Origin of the sequence: uncultured Campylobacter sp., from assembly GCF_905372745.1 — a bacterium.
In the GTDB taxonomy this organism is placed as follows: Bacteria; Campylobacterota; Campylobacteria; order Campylobacterales; family Campylobacteraceae; genus Campylobacter_A.
On the sequence record NZ_CAJPQR010000005.1, the window covers coordinates 31,068 to 46,859 of the forward strand.

14 protein-coding genes are annotated in these 15,792 nt (G+C 47.1%); 6 read left to right on the forward strand and 8 right to left on the reverse strand.

The annotated features are described in order from the left end of the window. Window positions 1-178: 178 nt before the first annotated feature. From QZ157_RS02320 to typA, 3 genes are all read right to left on the reverse strand, one after another. Window positions 179-535 carry a hypothetical protein gene (locus tag QZ157_RS02320; RefSeq protein WP_295141274.1) on the reverse strand — a complete coding sequence of 119 codons (357 nt, stop codon included), beginning with the start codon at window positions 533-535 and terminating at the stop codon, window positions 179-181. Continuing rightward, the gene (locus tag QZ157_RS02325; protein ID WP_295141277.1) at window positions 528-881 is read right to left on the reverse strand and encodes a hypothetical protein; all 354 of its coding nucleotides are present in this window, start codon (window positions 879-881) and stop codon (window positions 528-530) included. The genes QZ157_RS02320 and QZ157_RS02325 overlap by 8 nt, the downstream gene beginning before the upstream one ends. A 587-nt stretch (window positions 882-1,468) precedes the next feature. Further along, window positions 1,469-3,277, reverse strand: coding sequence for a translational GTPase TypA (gene typA, locus QZ157_RS02330; RefSeq protein ID WP_295141440.1), 1,809 nt, complete (start codon window positions 3,275-3,277; stop codon window positions 1,469-1,471). A gap of 117 nt (window positions 3,278-3,394) precedes the next feature. Between typA and QZ157_RS02335 the strand changes: the two genes are divergently transcribed. The 6 genes from QZ157_RS02335 to QZ157_RS02360 all read left to right on the forward strand — a co-directional run bounded on the left by QZ157_RS02335 (window position 3,395) and on the right by QZ157_RS02360 (window position 9,788). Then, a complete protein-coding gene (locus tag QZ157_RS02335) occupies window positions 3,395-4,843 on the forward strand; it encodes a flagellar hook-length control protein FliK (protein WP_295141280.1) in 1,449 nt (482 codons plus the stop codon). A 48-nt stretch (window positions 4,844-4,891) separates the two neighbouring features. Then, window positions 4,892-5,596, forward strand: a complete 705-nt coding sequence (locus tag QZ157_RS02340) for a flagellar basal body rod modification protein (protein ID WP_295141282.1) — start codon at window positions 4,892-4,894, stop codon at window positions 5,594-5,596. A gap of 4 nt (window positions 5,597-5,600) precedes the next feature. Further along, window positions 5,601-7,232: a flagellar hook-basal body complex protein gene (locus tag QZ157_RS02345; RefSeq protein WP_295141285.1), complete on the forward strand. Its 1,632-nt coding sequence runs from the start codon at window positions 5,601-5,603 to the stop codon at window positions 7,230-7,232. Window positions 7,233-7,379: 147 nt separating this feature from the next. Next, window positions 7,380-8,402: a ribonucleotide-diphosphate reductase subunit beta gene (locus QZ157_RS02350; protein WP_295141287.1), complete on the forward strand. Its 1,023-nt coding sequence runs from the start codon at window positions 7,380-7,382 to the stop codon at window positions 8,400-8,402. Continuing rightward, complete coding sequence (locus QZ157_RS02355) at window positions 8,389-9,159, forward strand: carbon-nitrogen hydrolase family protein (protein ID WP_295141289.1); 771 nt, start codon at window positions 8,389-8,391, stop codon at window positions 9,157-9,159. Before QZ157_RS02350 ends, QZ157_RS02355 begins: the two co-directional genes overlap by 14 nt. Then, a complete protein-coding gene (locus QZ157_RS02360) occupies window positions 9,156-9,788 on the forward strand; it encodes a protein-L-isoaspartate(D-aspartate) O-methyltransferase (protein WP_295141292.1) in 633 nt (210 codons plus the stop codon). Before QZ157_RS02355 ends, QZ157_RS02360 begins: the two co-directional genes overlap by 4 nt. Window positions 9,789-10,287: 499 nt before the next feature. Here QZ157_RS02360 and QZ157_RS02365 read toward each other — a convergent pair whose 3' ends face one another. The 5 genes from QZ157_RS02365 to QZ157_RS02385 all read right to left on the reverse strand — a co-directional run bounded on the left by QZ157_RS02365 (window position 10,288) and on the right by QZ157_RS02385 (window position 15,705). After that, complete coding sequence (locus QZ157_RS02365) at window positions 10,288-11,265, reverse strand: hypothetical protein (RefSeq protein WP_295141296.1); 978 nt, start codon at window positions 11,263-11,265, stop codon at window positions 10,288-10,290. A gap of 632 nt (window positions 11,266-11,897) precedes the next feature. Beyond that, window positions 11,898-12,815: a bile acid:sodium symporter family protein gene (locus tag QZ157_RS02370; protein WP_295141298.1), complete on the reverse strand. Its 918-nt coding sequence runs from the start codon at window positions 12,813-12,815 to the stop codon at window positions 11,898-11,900. Between the two features lie 221 nt (window positions 12,816-13,036). Then, on the reverse strand, window positions 13,037-13,603 hold the full coding sequence (locus QZ157_RS02375; RefSeq protein WP_295141301.1) for a ribonuclease HII: 567 nt from the start codon (window positions 13,601-13,603) through the stop codon (window positions 13,037-13,039). Between the two features lie 114 nt (window positions 13,604-13,717). Further along, window positions 13,718-14,599 carry a hypothetical protein gene (locus QZ157_RS02380; RefSeq protein WP_295141304.1) on the reverse strand — a complete coding sequence of 294 codons (882 nt, stop codon included), beginning with the start codon at window positions 14,597-14,599 and terminating at the stop codon, window positions 13,718-13,720. A gap of 11 nt (window positions 14,600-14,610) precedes the next feature. Then, a complete protein-coding gene (locus QZ157_RS02385; RefSeq protein WP_295141306.1) occupies window positions 14,611-15,705 on the reverse strand; it encodes an ATP-binding protein in 1,095 nt (364 codons plus the stop codon). Between the last annotated feature and the right edge of the window lie 87 nt (window positions 15,706-15,792).

Here is a 15,792-nt window from a genome sequence, read left to right on the forward strand (position 1 = left end):
ACGCAAATTTAGCGGCGGATTTGAGATTTTTGCCGCGGGTCTAAAAGTCGTAAAGACGCGATTTTAGCAGAAAAATCATAAATTCTCGTAACTAAAATTTCGCGCCGAGTTTTCACGTTCGCAAATTCATCTCTTAGCGCCATCGCTTTTTTACGCTATTTGTATTTATCATCGGCTTTTATTTTTTGCGTTTAAATTTTTTCGGTAGCAAAACGCCGCCTATCTCGTGTTTTTGCTCCAGTCTATCCAGCGCCGAAATATCTTGTAAATTTTTGGCCCAAGTAATCTCTAAATGCTCTAGTTTGGTCATATTTTCTATGCCGTCCAATGATTTTATTTCGCTGTAAAATAGCCTCAAATCGCGCAAATTTAACAAATCAGCAAATTCGCTCAAATCGCTATTTTTGTAGCCGTATAGGACGAGGACTTCTAGCTGCTTGGCTTTGCCGATATTATAAACGCCGGGCTTATAGCCGTCTAAAACCAGCTCTTTTAGCGCCGTTATCTTGGAGACGTCTATCTCGAATTTATGCATTTTTTCCGTGTTTTATAGATAGCGTTTCTAAATTTTTGAGTCGGTAAAGAGCGTCAAGGTCGCGCACCTGAATTAAATTAAAATTAGTCGTGATGGATAACCCGCGCAAATCAGGATAAAGCGATAAATCTCGTAAATCCAAGATTACTTCGTCGCTGGTACGCGCGGTTTTGCCCTTCATGCGTTTTGGTATCATGAAATCAAAAGCCGACCAATCGCGTATTCGTAAGGAGCATTGATTTTCCTTGGCGCAAAGAACGCCGTCTTTGACGTACTCCGGTAGCGTCTCGACCCAGTTATCTTTTGGCGGCGAAGATAAATCCCGTTTAAAAAAGTGCGTGAACATAATATTTCCTATTTCGGCGAGCATAGATTTTTACGATTTTTATAGTTTGGCTCAAGTCAAAGAGACCGAAATTTCGGACATCTTCGCACGGGATTTGAGCCGCTTAATCTTGAGCGTCTTGCTGCCCGCAGGCTCAGAGATTACCGGTGCCGTCTGCGGTAAAGCAAACGGCGTAATCATAGCTTAGATCGAGCTACTGGTTTTGTCCTCACTTTTAAGTTAGCGGCGCTTTCGTGCCGTAATCAGTCGCTGCGGCTTACGGGAAATTGCTAAACCGATCTTTTAGTATCTTTGCGCGTTTAAATTTTGTAGATAGTTTAAATAAATTCGCATTTCAACTATCGCCGTAAATTTTGGTAAATTCGGCTATATTTGCCGGCTTATAAAAAGTGTGTACGGCCTTGCCTTTCGGCCGAATTTTTCTGGCTTTTGAGTCGTTAAATTTATGAAAATCAAAAACGGCGAGCGCATAAAAATCGCTTAATAATTCCCCGGCAAACTTAAGCCAAAATCCTTTTTGCAAGCACGGCAAATTGAGCATCCCGCAAACCGCGCAAAAGCGCAACTTGCAGGCTAAATTTATAAAACTATTCTTTGGTTTTTGCCATTCTGCGGCGCATAGTTGGATCTAGATAGCGTTTACGTACGCGTATGTTCGTCGGCGTGACTTCGACTAGCTCATCCTCCTCGATCCACTCCAGAGCGCGCTCAAGGCTGAGTTTTCTAGGCGGCACGAGCTTGATAGCGTCGTCAGAGCCACTAGCGCGTACGTTGGTTAGGTTTTTGCCTTTGATCGGGTTTACGTCCAGATCGTTTGGACGGCTGTGCTCGCCGATGATCATACCCACGTAGGTTTTGGTTTGCGGATCGACAAAAAGGACGCCGCGATCTTGTAGATTCCAGAGGCTATACGCCAGCGTTACGCCGTTTTCCATCGAGACTAGAGCGCCGTTACTGCGGTGCTCGACGCTACCGATGAGCGGACGGAACTCAAGGAAGCTGTGGTTCATGATGCCCTCGCCCTTCGTATCGGTCAAAAACTGACTTCTAAAACCGATAAGGCCGCGCGCAGGGATCTCAAACTCGATCCTCGTCTGTCCGTCGCCGGTCGGGTTCATCGAGACCATCTCGGCTTTTCTGCGTCCGAGTTTTTCGATCACGGTGCCGCTAAACTCGTCCGGCACGTCGCATACTAGTAGCTCAAACGGCTCGCAGCGCACGCCCTCGATCTCTTTGATGATGACTTCCGGACGTCCGAGGCAAAACTCAAAGCCCTCGCGGCGCATATTTTCGGCTAAAATAGTGATTTGTAGCTCGCCGCGGCCGCTAACCTTAAATTTACCCTCGCCGATGTTTTCGTAGCGCATCGCGATATTGGTTTTCATCTCGCTGGCTAGACGTTCATCTAGTTTGTTTGATGTTACGTGCTTGCCCTCGGTGCCCGCTAGCGGACTGTCGTTTACGCTAAATACGACGCTAAGCGTAGGTTCCTCGATCTTTAGCGGATCAAGCGGCATAGGAGAGTTTGGATCCACGACGCTATCGCCTACATCCAGCGCCTCAAAGCCCGCTATCGCCACGATATCGCCTACTTGCGCCTCATCGATGTCGCGGCGCTCAAGACCCAAAAAGCCGATGAGTTTTGAGATCCTACCAGTCGTTTTCGTGCCGTCGGCTTTAGCGAGCATAACGTTTTGGTTTTTAGAAATTTTGCCGTTAAAGATACGCGCGATGCCGATTTTACCGACGTAGTTGTCGTAATCAAGCGTGAAAACCTGAAGCTGCAAAGGGTTGTTTATATCGCCGCTAGGAGCCGGGACGTGAGACAAAATCGTCTCGAAAAGCGGCTGCATATTTACGTTTTCGTCGGCCAAATTTAGCTTCGCGTAGCCGTTTCTAGCCGCCGCGTAAACGACGGGGAACTCCAGCTGCTCATCGTTTGCCTCAAGCGCTACGAAAAGGTCAAAAATCTCGTTTATAACGCGATCCGGATCGGCTGCGGGTTTGTCGATTTTATTTACGACGACGATCGGGCGAAGGCCGAGCGAAAGAGCCTTTTTCACGACGAATTTAGTCTGCGGCATTACGCCTTCTTGCGCGTCTACGAGCAGCAAAACGCCGTCTACCATCTTTAGCACGCGCTCTACCTCGCCGCCAAAATCGGCGTGACCCGGGGTGTCGATGATGTTGATTTTGGTGTCTTTGTAGCGGATCGCGGTGTTTTTCGATAGGATCGTGATGCCGCGCTCGCGCTCGATATCGTTGCTATCCATCACGCGTTCACCGACGGTTTGGTGCTCGTTAAAAGTACCCGATTGTTTCAAAAGCTCGTCAACCATCGTAGTTTTGCCGTGATCGACGTGAGCGATGACGGCGATGTTTCGTATCTTTTCCAAATTTTTCTCCGTTATTAAAATGGGGCTGATTTTAGCCAAATTTTCCTTATAAAAATAATAAAGCCGTTGTGGAACGTTTCTTGCATAGCTCATAAAAGCTAAATTTAAAGGGTTTTTATGCAGACTACTCAAAACGATATTTTATCATTTGACGCGAGCATCAAAGGCGGCGTGAAAAAACAGAGCAAAAATGCGCAAAAAGGCGGTAAAGAAGACGGCGCATTTCTCTCTATGGTGCTAGACGCGGCCGCTAAAAAGGGCGAAAATTTAAGCGAAAAAGATCTAAAAGAGATGGCAAAAGCCGTAAATTTATCCGCCCAAACGGTTCAAAACGGGCAAATCAAAGCGCCTATCCAAAGCACGGACGTAAAAGAAATTTTAGGCGAGGAAGCGGCGGAAAATTTGTTTGAAAACGCGACTTTTATGCAGCTTTTGCAAATTTTAGAGATGCTTAGCGGCGGCGAGAAAATCAGCAAATTTCCAAATTTCGAAAACCGCCTAGCCAAAGCGCTATCAAGCGAAACGACGCTAAACGAGCTAAGGGGAGCCAAAAATCTAAACGAGCTAATAGAGATCGCAAATAAGCTAAATTTAGGTCTAGAAAATATCGAAGTAACGCAAGAGCAGGCCGACGGGCTGGGCGAGAAATTTCCGAGTTTGGCGAAAAAAGATTTCTTTGAACCCGTAACTCCTAAGAAAAATTTTGCATTTAGCGAGCTAAAAAACAAGGTCGAAGAGGCCATAAACGCAAACGAGCCCGAGCCCAAAGATACGCTAAATAAGCTACTAGCCGCCGTGCAAGAAGAGCAAAATAAAGCCAGGCCAAAAGATATCGGCGCAAAAGCGCAAGATACGCAAAATTTGGCCCAAAACTCCAAAATCATAAAAGAAGCGGTAAAAAACGAGGACGAGAAAGAGGCGAATTTAAAAGACGAAAAGCCAAACTTCAAAGCCGAAAGCGAGCTAAATTTAACCGCTGCAAAAAGCGAAAAATCGGGTCTCAGTCAAGACTCTAAAAAGATAAATTTGCAAAATTTGCTATTTCCGGAGCGTGAAAACGCCGAAGAGCAAATTTTAACCGAGACTCAAAGCGAAGGTAGCGAAAATAGCGAACTAAACGCGATGGTAAAAGACGTAATCTCAAACGCCAAGGCGCAAACTAGAAATTTCCAAGCCGTGCGCGAAACGTTTGATAACTTTAGCTCAAATTTAAAAGAACAAGTCGCAGCATATAAATCGCCGTTTATGCGCTTTAACATCACGCTAAATCCGCTAAATTTGGGCGAAGTCGAGATCACGATGGTAAATCGCGGCAACAATCTGCACATAAATTTTAACTCAAACACGCAGACGATGAACCTCTTTTTACAAAATCAGGCCGAGTTTAAAAACAGCCTCGTAAACATGGGTTTTACCGAGCTTGAGATGAACTTTAGCGATCAAAATCAGCAAAAAAAAGAGCAAGGGCAAAAGAGCTACAAAGGCTCTAAATTTAATGCTGGCGGCGCAGAGCAAGGCGAAGCGGCGGCACCTCGTTTAGAGCTCGTCGTTCCGCGATACGTGTAAATTTGGAATCAAATTTGCTTAAGATATAAAAACTTAAAGGATATAAAGATGGCAAACGGACTAGAAACCAATAACTTCACGGTAAACAACCAAGCCGCTAAAAAATCGGCGGACGCCCTACAAAAGGCCGCAGGCACCAACCCAAACGCCCAGCTAGATAAGGACGCTTTTATGAAACTTCTTTTAACCGAGCTTCAGTATCAAGACCCGACAAGTCCGATGGATACGGAGAAAATGCTAACTCAAACCAGTCAGCTAGCCTCGCTTGAAATGCAAGAAAATACGAACAAAATGATGCAAAAGCTAGCCGATCAGCTAAAAAATAGCACCAATATGTACGCCGTCGGAGTGCTCGGCAAGATGGCTAAAATCGGCGATAGCGGCATCGTAAAAGAAGAGGGCTCGGGCGTCAAATTTGCGGGATTTTTAGAAAGCGCGGCAAAAGGCGGTACGATAAATATCAAAGACGGCACCGGCAAACTCGTAAGAAAGCTAGAATTCGGCCAAGCTAGCGCCGGAGCCAATACCTTCGAGTGGGACGGCAAGGATAGCGCCGGCAACGATGCTAGAGCCGGCTCATACACAGTCGAGATCAGCTACACCGATGCAGCGGGCAACGTCAAAAACGGCGGCGTAGGCAACTATCTCGTAGAAGGCGTCAAATTTATCGACGGTATCGCGCAGGTAAAGGTCGGCGGACAATACGTCAGCATCGACAAAGTAAAAGAATTTACCGAGCCGAAAAAAGGATAGGACGATGGTAAGAAGCCTGTATAACGGCGTTAGCGGCGTCAGAACCCAGGGGTTTAGTATGGACGTGTGGGCGAACAATATCGCCAACATAAATAACGTCGGCTTTACCGCTTCGATACCGGAATTTAAGAGCATTTTTTACCAAACCTCCTTTGCTGCGGGCAACAACCCGACCCAAGACCAAATCGGCCTCGGCGCCACCGGCATGACGACGGCGCTTAGCTTTTACAAGCAAGGCCCGTTTATGAAAACCGATAACGTCCTGGATATGGCGATCGGTGGCAAGGGGTTTTTTGGCGTAACGAACGGCTCTGGCACCTACTATACGCGCGCCGGTAGCTTTGGCGTAGACAAAGAAAGATATCTCGTAACAAATCAAGGCAACTACGTCCTAGGCACGCAAAATGCGCTAACGCAGGTCGCTCCAAGCCAGGGCGCGATAGAGGCTTTCGGTAGAGTAAACGGACGAGCCGCCGTCACGCAGGCCTACACTTTAGGATCAGACACCACAGACCTTGACGTCGGTGACATCGGCTCTCAGGGCAAGATTCGCCTACCGGAGTTTTTGTATCTGCCGACCAAACCGACGTCGAAGGTGACTTTTAAAGGCAATCTCGACTCATCTTTTAAAACCGAGCCCGCTACCCTGCCAGTAGACGCCGCAACCTATACGAGCAACATAGATAATGCTTCTAGAACTATAAATTTACGCGGACGAGTTACGCCTGACGCCGCGATAACTCGCCCTAGAAAAGGCGATCTCGTCACCGTAACGGCAACCGACGCAAACGGCAAAACGGCTGAATTTAGCGCTCCGATCGACGAAAACGGCAACTGGAGCATAAGCAGGAGCTTTGAGAGAGATTTTGATCTAACGACGGCGCCGAATTTGACCACTAAGATAAATACGACCAAAGAAGCGGCAAATCGGGAAAAATTCGTAACCGAGCTTTTAAATGCGGACGGCACGAAAAATACTCTAGAGCTAACGCTAACAAAACGCGTCCCTCAGGGCGCTAACGGTACGGTTTGGGAAGCGGCGGCAACCGTAAAAGACGCAAGCGGCGCAACTATCTCAAACGCTAACGGAGAGTTAAATTTCGACCACGAGGGTAGGCTTGTTAGCTCTACATTAGGCGCTCTAGATAATAACGGCTCGCAAGTCGAGCTAGACTTCGGCGCTCCTGCGGCTGCGGGTCAAATTTACTCGGGCGTTACCAGCACCGCGCAAGCAAAAAGCATCTCGGTCGCCCAAAACGGCGTATACGAGGGCATTTTAAAGGATTATTACACCAACGACTCGGGAAATATCCTGGCTAAATTTACTAACGGAGAGGTTCGCTCCGTCGGCAAAGTCGCGCTCTATCACTTCCAAAACGAACAAGGCCTCGCAAAAATGGGCGATAATATCTATTCGCAAAGCGCGAATTCCGGCGCTGCCTTTTTCTACAAAGACGCGGGCGGTAAAAGCATCTACGGCGCCAAATTGGCTAGCAGCACGCTAGAACAGTCAAACGTCGATCTAGCACAGGCGCTAACGGAGGTCATCGTCACGCAAAAGGCCTACGACGCTAATGCCAAGAGCATAACGACTAGCAACGAAATGCTCCAGCGCGCAATCGAGCTAAAGCGCTAAATTTAACCCGCAAATTTAACGCGGGTTTTTAAATTTAGCCGCAACCGTAAAGCCAAATTTAACGCGATCAAGTAGCTTGCTTTTAAGATATCTAACATAAATTTTTAGCTAAAATCAGCCCCAAATTTTAGAAAACAAAGAAAAGACATGAACCGAAAACGAATCTACAACCCTAGTTCAAACGAAAATTTGACCGATCGCCGCGTATTTAACGGCAATCCGCACGGTATTTTAAATTTCACCAAGGCAAAATATCAGTGGGCGCTCAAGCTCTGGGACCTGATGGAAGCTAACACGTGGTTTCCAAAAGAGGTCGACACCACGGACGACGTACGCGACTACGCCTACAACCTCACGCAGGCCGAAAAGCGCATGTACGATCTAGTTTGGAGCCAGCTCATCTCGATGGATAGCTTCCAGACAAACAACCTAGCCGACAACATCAACCCATACATCACTGCGCCCGAGATCAACGCCTGCCTAGCGCGCCAAGCTTACGAGGAGGCCAACCACTCCAAGTCCTACGCCGTCATGGTCGAGGCCATCTGCGACAACACCGACCTCATCTACGAGATGGAAAAGCACGACGAGGTTTTGCGCGAGAAAAACGACTACATATCAAGCGTTTACGAGGAGCTAGCGGGCGAAGTAACGGACGAAAAGCTGCTACTTGCCATGGTAGCGAATCAAATTTTAGAGGGTATTTATTTTTATAGCGGTTTTACGGCGATTTATGCGCTGGCGCGTGCGGGCAAGATGCTAGGCAGCGCGCAGATGATTCGCTTTATCCAGCGCGACGAGATCACGCATCTGCTGCTATTTCAAAACATGATAAACAGCGTCCGCGCAGAGCGTCCCGATCTTTTCACGCCTGAGACCGAGGCTAAAATTTACGACATGTTTGAGCGCGCCGGCGAGCTTGAGATCAAATGGGGCAAATACATCACGCAAAACCAAATAATGGGCTTTACTGATGATATCATCGAGCAGTACATCCACTATCTCATCGACCAGCGCCTAGTTGCGATCGGTCTAAAACGCCGCTACAACGTCGCCCACCCGATCAAATGGGTCGATGATTTTGCTAAATTTAACGACCAAAAGAGTAACTTTTTCGAGGCGAAGGTGACGAATTACAGCAAAGGAAGCATCAGTTTTGACGACTTTTAGTCCAAATTTATGCCCTATCGTCCTAACGGCGCCCTCTTGCTCCCAGCGTCAAGACGAGTTGCTCGAAAAAATCGCCGCCGCGCCCAGAAACTCTATCATCTTAGCTAGCGAGCTGTGCGTTAGCGGATATGATTTCGACGGATTTTTTAGCGGAGCAAACCGAGCGATGCTGGGCGGCTCGATCGGCAGCTTTGACGCCATACTTTTTGAGGCGATCCAAGAAGCCCTAACTCCCGATAAATTCCTTGGGCTAACGCATCTAACGAGCCTAAACCGAGCCAAAGGACTCGCGCAAATTTCAATCACGCAGACGCAAAAAAACGAAATTTACAACGAATTTATCCTGTTAAACAACCAAAACGTCTTTTATGCGCAAAATAAATCAAAGCTTTTTCGCCCAAATTTAGAGCACGAAATTTTTGCCGCAGGAGACGAGTCGGCGGTAAAGCCGTTTGATTTTAAAGGGCTAAAAATAGGCGTTTTAATTTGCTTTGAGCTTAGATTTTCAGAGCTTTGGGCACAGCTAAAAGGCTGCGATATCATCCTGGTACCCGCTATGTGGGGCAAGGCGCGCGAGGACGCATATCTTACGCTTTGTAAGGCTCTAGCGATTGCCAATAGCTGCTACGTCGTAGCCGCAAGCTCGCTTGAACTTGAGTTTTCGGGCGTGTTTTTGCCAAACGGCGAATTTGCAAAAGAAGCTAAATTTGATCAAAATCTAATCCTTGAAATCAAACGAAATTTGGGGCTTTTATGACCGCTCTTGAAAAATCAAAATGCCTTGCTATGGCCGACGAGATCGGCGATATACTTACTCTAACGCCATCGCTTTATAAGGCTCTTTGTAACACTCCGCGCGAGATATTCGCTCCCGTCGCACACCGCGCGTACAGCCTGGACGCTCAGCCTATCGGCGGAAATCAATGGATCAGCTCGCCTCTAACGGTAGCTAAGATGACGCTGGCGCTTGAGGCCGAAGGCATCGATAATGCCCTAGAGATCGGCTGCGGCAGCGGTTATCAGGCGGCGATTTTATCGCATTTAGCGCACAGGGTTTTTAGCGTCGAGCGTATCGAAAAGCTAGCAACCGAGGCTAAAAAACGCTTTGAAACGCTTGAAATACGCAACGTCCACGTGAGATTCGACGACGGAAACGTCGGCTGGAAAAGCTACGCTCCATACGACCGCATTTTGCTTTCAGCAGCGGCGCAGCATGTGCCGCAGACGCTTTTTAACCAGCTAAAAAACGGCGGCATTTTAGTAGCCCCTATCGAAAAAAACGGCAAGCAGTTTATCGTCAAATTTACAAAAGACTCTCGCGGCGAGATAACGCAAAAGGCGCTTGATGAGTGCCTCTTTGTGCCGCTTTTGGGCGGGATAGAGTAGGGCGGAGCGTCAAATTTGACGCTTTTTTCGCATTTAAAGCCTGCGGCGCAAATTTCGCTAGCCCTGCAAAGTCTTAAATCCTAATAGCAAAACAAACCTAATCTAACCTAGATAACTCGCAAAAGGCATCTTGGCTAGACTGCTTGGTACTTAAAAAACAAGAATGTAAGAAAATCGCTTTTGCATGAGGCCTTTGAGGTATTATGCGAATTTATCCGAAAGCAAACCGTATCTTGCTCGTAAATTTATATTTTCGCGCCTAAATCGCTCGCCCTCGTCGCTAAATTTGCGCTGTTTTTGGTTGCGGCACCGTTAGCGTTCCTCATCTACGCTTTTTGATTTGATTTTCGGGGCGCGTTATTTTAGAATGCTCGCGATTTACAAAAGCAAATTTAGCAATCTTTGCTCACGCAAGCTTGGTTTAAAGGCTAAACGGGCTAAAATAAATCAGCGCGCCGCCGCCTGCTAATTTAACGAAACCGCCTAAATTTGGCCGCACTTAGAAGATGCGCAGTTGCTGCTTGCCCGCGATTTGGAGTATCCACTCGGCAGATTTTACGAAGCGTTTCACGACGTCGTCGCTCCAGCTAGATATAGCAAAATCATGATACGTAAGCGAGTCCAGCCGTAAAATCTCGGCTGCGATCGCGGCTAACGCCTCTTCGCCCAGCTCGCCTTTTAGCTCGTTAAATTTATTTTGCCAGCCGCTTGGCGCAGCCGCGCCCCGCGCGCTATCTAGCCATTTTAGAGCCTTGACGCTTAGGCTAAATTTACCTTCAAAACACGCGGCGTTTAGGATTTTATTTGCGACTAGATAGCAGCCTTGGCGGTTTTTGGGGATAAAGTTTTTAAGCAGCTGCACGCCCCTTTCGTCGCCGTCTTTTACCTCGCAGGCTAGCTTTTTAAATACGGCTATATCGTGGTGAAACTCCTTGTCGTCGATAATGCAAAGCAAATTTTGTATGATTTCTAGCTTTGCGTCCCTGTCCGCGCGCGCGAAAATTTTATTTTGTTTTTCGATTTTTAGGGCGTTTTCTAGCAAATAACCGTTTGGAGAGACGTAAAAATTGTGCTTTATGTACCGCGTAAGCGCCGTAAATGCGGCAAGGCAAAAGCTTGCTTCCGATATACGCCGCTCTATCTCGTCGTATAAAAATTTACTCATGATTCCGCAAACCACAGAATCCAAATGCTCGCTTTGGATAATGTTGTTGTAGTAAATAAGCTTGGCTAGAACGAAATTTTGCGCGCTTTGGCTAAGGTTTGCGGCGAGAGTTTCTAGCCGCGAGGCCAGATCTTTGATGACGTCGTCGCCAAAAACATCTAGCTTGCTTTGCCTTTGCAAAAGTAGTAAAAACCAGCTCCAAACCGCGTCAAATTCGGCTTGAGGAACGTTTAGCTCGCTTGCTAGGATTTTTGACTTTCCCTCATCGTCGCTCAAAAATTTAATATATTTTGCGTTTAGATTTTGTTGCATTCGTTTCCCTTCGTATCTATGTTTTGGTCGCTTTTTACGGCTCTTAGATGTATTTAAACAAGCCTTTATGTTTAAAAAACACTTAAATTTGAGCATCTTGCGTTAAAATGGCAAAATTTGCTCAAGCTATTTTTAAAGCTTGCTCGCTAAATGGTAATGCTCGCAGGCGGCGTAAATTTAGCGTTTTTGGGCTGAAAATCGCATTTGACGCGGCTTATTTTATATGCGAGCGAGTAAGATGTATTCGGCGAAATACGGCTTAGGCAAAGACCAAAACCGGCTCTTGCCGTCGCCGGTAGCTTGCGTCTCGGTAAGGCGCGCTAGTTTTTATATGCGTTTGCCGCTACGCTTTGCCGGGTTTTGACGAGTTTTTGTTGCGTTAGACTAGAGCTAGACAAATCAACCGCATGCGGCCAAAAATGCTAAATTTGGCGGTAAATTTCATAAAAGCGGCCGCAGTTTGTTTAAAAATCGCTCTGCGACGGCACCTTGTTAAAAAGCTTATTAAATTTAAAAATCGTACTTGCGTTTTGCCGCCAAATCGCGGCGATGCCTGAGCTTGCAAATGGCAAGCGCGGGTCGAATTTAGAAACGACGTTTTGCCTGCGACGCCCGAAATTTCTATCTATATTTTACGCTCTTTTGCCCAGCTTTTGGCTTCTGCTCGCCCAAAATCCCGCAAGAAGAGCGCCCGATACGTTGTGCCAGATACTAAAAATAGCGCCCGGAAGCGCGCTAAGCCCGGAGAAGTATTTAATCGCGAGCGCGACGCTAAGCCCCGAGTTTTGCATGCCGACTTCGATGCTGATGGTGCGCGCGATCCGCTCATCAAACCCTAGAGCCCTAGCGCCTAGATATCCGCATATCAGCCCTGCCGCGTTATGCGCCATAACGGCGAAAACGACCGTTAGTCCGACCTTTTCGATATTTGCGTGGTTAAGCGCTACGACGATTGCGATAATTAGCACGATAGCGCCGATCGAGACGGCGGGTAGGGCGCTTTGTAGGCGCGCTACGACGCGGTGCGCAAAGGTATTTAAACTAACGCCTACAGCTAGCGGTACGAGCGTGATTTTTACGAGGTCGATCAGCATATCGGTCGCCGGTACCGGCACTTTTTGCCCGATATACAGCCACGTAAGCAGCGGCATCAATACGATGGATAGCAGCGTCGAGCATAGCGTCATACTCACCGACAGCGCGACGTTCCCACGAGCCAGATAAGTGATGACGTTGCTCGCCGTCCCGCCCGCGCTCGTGCCTACTAACATCATACCTGCGGTGAGCTCGTCGTTTAAATTTAATAACCTAGAAACGCCCAGTCCCGCCAGCGGCATGACGATAAATTGCAGCGCGACACCCAGAGCCAGCGCGCGCTTTTTGTTAAAAATGTCCGCAAAATCGCGCAACGTAAGCGTCATGCCCATTCCTAGCATTATCGTTATTAAAAGCGGAACTATGAGGGTTTTTAGCGGCGCGAAAACACCGGGCAGCGCGTATCCTAGCGCGGCGCAAAGTAGCGCCGTAACCGGGAAAATAAAAGCATTCATTTTTTTCCTTTAAGCTTCCCGCGCGCTTTTGCGTTGCGGATTGCCTGAAATTTAGGGCATATTTTAGCGAGTGAAAATTTAAGCGTCGGTAAAACCTGCTAAATTTCAGGCTTATTCGTCTGAAAACGGCAGCATAAGGCAAAGTGCGGTATAAATTTGCGCGAGCGCCCGAATAAGCGGCGTCAAAATCTTACGAAAATTTGCGCCTAAGCGCTACAATTTTAATCAAAAAGCGAATTTTGCCTTGCTTTTATCGCGAAGCTTTTGCGGTGGATATCGCAGTATCCGCGCTCGGCGATCGCGCTCAGGTGGGCTTTCGTGCCGTAGCCTTTGTGCGCGGCAAAGCCATATCCCTCGTAAACGCCGTCCCACGCCCGCATCAGCGCGTCGCGGCTGACCTTGGCCAGGATGCTGGCCGCGCTCACCTGCGCGACTTTTCCATCGGCTTTGATCATCGTTTTTATGCCGGTGCCGTAGTTTGCGTTGCCGTCGTAGAGCAACTCGCAGCCTGCAAAATGCGCCTTAAGTAGCCGCAGCGCGCGTCTGATGCACTCGCTAAGGCCCAGCTCGTCGATCTGCTCGTTTGAAAAATATACGATGAGAAAGTCCGAGTTTTTGATGATCTCGCGAAACAGCTGCTCACGCCGCTTTTCAGTCAGTTTTTTAGAGTCGTTTAGTCCAGCTATCTCGCGCTTTAGCACGCACGCAGCCACCGCCAAAGGCCCAGCCAGTGCGCCGCGACCTGCTTCATCAATGCCGCAGAGTTGGGTGTCAGATTTGTTTTTCATCTTTATACTTTTTCGCAAGTTTTTTAGAATTTAAGCCATCAAATTTCGGTTTGCTTTGTATCAAATTTTGCCTTCCATTTTTTAAAGTTTTCCTTTTTATAGCGGAAAATTTGCCTAAAACAGCCCGAAATTTTGCTTTAAATGCTCTTTGATGGGCTCGAGCGGTAGCGATACCTCGCTATTTTTACCGCCGGCCGTGCCGTCAAAAAACGTAATCCCGCTTGGCGAGAGCGTAAAATTTTCGCTCGGCGTTATCTTTTCTTTTGCGAAGATCGCAGCCAAATTTGCGTCGTTTAGATCCTTAAAAACGTCGCTCAAATTTATCTTTTTTAGGTTTTTGAGCCAGACGGTTTTGCAGATTTTTCCGCTCGCGCCTAGTTCGCAGACGCTTCTTATTTTGCCGTTTTGATACTCGAGGTTATTTAGCGCATTTGTGGCGTTTTTTGAGGGATCTTTGAGCCATGCCGACTTAAAATTTTCAAGCTTTTCGGCGAGGGATTTTTTATTATTTTGAGCAAATTTAGGCGAGTAAAAGTCGCTCACTACGGCTTCAAATCGCGCTCCGTCTCGCCCTACCTCTTGCAGCCCAAGCGCCGTAAAATCATAGCTCGCGACCTGCTTTATCACGGCCTTTCGCGCTTTGCCTCTGATCGCCAGTTTGCCCGCTAGTTCGCCGTTATCTGCTTTCACGCTTAGATTTAGCCACTCGGTGACCGCGTTTACGGCCGTTATATCGGCGCCCGATTTTTCGATGCTGCCCTTACTAAAGTCGTATCTGGCGCCCTCGAAAAAGGCGTGCCCTTGAAATTTAGGCGGTGAAATGACGCCCTTGTCGCTAAAATTTTCAAACTCGGCCTCAAGTTCGCTGATGTAGAGCTCAAATTTGCTCCCGTCCGCCTCGCCTGCAAATTTATAAATTTTACCCTCGTTTTCGTGCCTGATCTCGTAGCCTAGTGCCAAAACGTAGACCAAAAATATCGCCGCAACCGCTCTCATAACCGCTCCTTTTATATGCCTAGCGCCCAGCGCGAAAACGGCGCGACTTCGCATTTTATGCCCTCTACACTCGTCTCGCCCGAGTTTGCCACGCTGATTGCTTGTAGCCTATTTATACCTAAATTTTTTAAATTTGCGTGCAGTTTTTTAAATTTTAAAAAGACCAAATCCGCATCGCTAAACGGAGAGCAAATGATAGCAAGTTTCCTTTTAGGCAGGAAAAAATCAAGCTCTTTGGTGTAAAAAATCTGCTCGTTAAATTTAGCTAGCTCGCAAAAAACCGTGTTGTTAAAGTTTTTAGCGAAGTCCTTTTTTAGGCTTAGCGCGCTTTTCAACGCAAAGTCGTTAAAATAAAGCCTCTTTGCGGCGTTTGGTTCGTTAAATTTTTCCACTAGGCTAACCGCGCTCATGTTTTCCAGTTCGCTAAGCGCGCCGTAAACGCTATCTTTCGAGATTTTGCGGGCGGATTTTAACGTGCTAAAAATCTCAAAGACGCTCACGTTTTGCGCCTGAGCTTTCGCGCACTCTTTTAACACTGCTAGCTGCGTGGCTGATAGCGAGGATTTTAGCGCGGTTTGTAGATTTGCCGCGACGTTTTCGGCATCGCAAAAGGCCGACTCGGGGCTCCTACCGTGAAGCAAAAAGTGGCTAAAAAGCGTCTCGGGATCGATCTTTTTTGAAAAAAAGGCGATAAACTCCTCATAGTCTAAAAAATCCAAATTTAGCTCGTTAAAGCCGCTTAAATTTGCGTCTTTAAACCGAGAGGCAACGATAAAATTTTGCAATTTTAGCTCTAAAATCGGCTCAAATTTATCCTGAAATCTCTGCTCGAAATCATCGATCGCTAGGATTTTTATCTGCGGATTTTGGCATAAAAACTCGGGCAAATTTGACAAAATATCATCCGCATCTATACGAAGGTCGCCTAAATTTACGTACAAAAACTCTTTGCTCTCAAATGCGGCTAAAAAGCCCGCGATCAGCGAGGTTTTGCCACTTCCTACGCCGCCTTTTATCAGCGTTTTGGGTGCGGTGATCTCAAATTTTCTATTTATAAATTTGATGTTTTTTGGCGGGCTTTGGTATAGCGCGTTTAGAATTTGCATTTTTAGCCTTTAAAATTTGGAAAATTATAGCGAAGTTTCCTTATAATGAGGAAGATAATTAAAATTTGACGTCAAAAAACGATCAAA